This window comes from Bartonella sp. CM120XJJH (assembly GCF_042194715.1).
Lineage (GTDB): Bacteria > Pseudomonadota > Alphaproteobacteria > Rhizobiales > Rhizobiaceae > Bartonella.
The window spans coordinates 1-1,520 of record NZ_JBHINE010000058.1; the positions used below are offsets into that span (position 1 = coordinate 1).

At 37.7% G+C, this 1,520-nt stretch carries 1 pseudogene; it reads right to left on the reverse strand.

The annotated features are described in order from the left end of the window. Positions 1-1,198, reverse strand: a pseudogene (locus ACFIKU_RS09630) (DEAD/DEAH box helicase family protein); the annotation flags it as partial. Between the last annotated feature and the right edge of the window lie 322 nt (positions 1,199-1,520).

Consider the following 1,520-nt stretch of genomic DNA (forward strand, 5'->3'; position numbering starts at 1 on the left):
CATAGACGCTAAAATGCCATTCATTTCATGGGCTTGTTTTTTAGCACTATCAGCAAAGATCTTGGGCGTTGCTGTCATATACAGACGTTTTTTACCCCGAATGATGCTGTTATCATGAACCTTGATAAATTCAGATTCATGCTTGTCTGTTCCCAACACAACACCAGTTGTTCTATGTGCTTCATTACAAATGATCAGATCAAATTCGGGTAAATCATGGTCTTTTTGTGCATCGGAAATCACTTGAATGGAATGGTAAGTCGAAAAGACCACCGTCATTACATCAAGAGAGGTTTTATTGGCTTTACGTGCAAGCTCTTTTGCATCCGTTGTAGCAGGCAAGGCAAGATCAGAGGTATCCAGACCAGATTCATCATCATTTTGTTTTTTACGACGCTTTCCCACTTGTGTATCCGAACACACGGCAAAGGAACGCAAAGGCACTTCTGTATCAAGGGTCCATTCACGGATTGTTTGTGACATCAAAGCAAGGGAAGGCACCAAAAACAACACACGCTTGCCTTTTCCTGCTATGGTCTCTGCTATCTTAAGGCTTGTGAAAGTTTTACCCGTACCACATGCCATAATCAGCTTGCCACGGTCTGTTTCTTGCAAACCTTCACAGACCTTTCTCAAGGGCTTCTTTCTGATGATCTAAAAGCTTTTTTTTAGGTTGCTCTTTAAGGGTTGCTTCACCTTTTTCTTTATACACCCCCCAATTGATTTGACTGTTCTCTAAATCAAAAAGGTTCATGCGTTGAATACGAACCTCTTGCCCCTCACAAGTCAGTTCGACATTATCACTCCAATTGCTTTCGGTACTATCAACCAGAATACGACGCGTGAATATTTTCTTCCCAGAAGCAGCGATAAAGCTATCAATATCTTCTTTTTTAATGATGTGAGAAGCATCATAGCATTTACATTGAATAGCCGCATATCCTCCTTGATCACGGATTGTAGCGATCAGATCAATACCAATATCCGTTCCATCTTCATTACGCTCTTGCGCCCATTCACAATAGGTTTGAACCTTTTCGTATTCCTGCTTTTGTAAAGGGTCTTCAGATAAATAAGCTTTTACAAGATTTTCAAACAATGTTCCCAATTCACGGGGTGATTTTGCTTGTTGACGATAATATTCTAAGAGAGAGCGTAAAGAGACATGTTCATGATCGGAATGATGAGGGCGAAGCATAAAGAATAAACTCCATAACAATATATTCTATTGATTAATTCTCTTCAAAAGAATCGAAATGAAGTTAATTAAATCCATTTTGAATGAATAGTGTGAAAAATTCGGAAAATGCTAAAAAGCGGATAAATTTTTTTCAAAAGTTTTTTTAAAAGGCTGTTTATCCACAGCCCATGAGAGAGGTCAGATCAGCAAAATAGTGAAATTTGCTGTTTATTTGATGTGTTAATTGACCTGTTAATCAAGACAAATGCGTTATGTACATATAAAATATCAGAATGAGTATTTTGATAATTTTTATGAATTATTTTATAGAGAGGTTTTG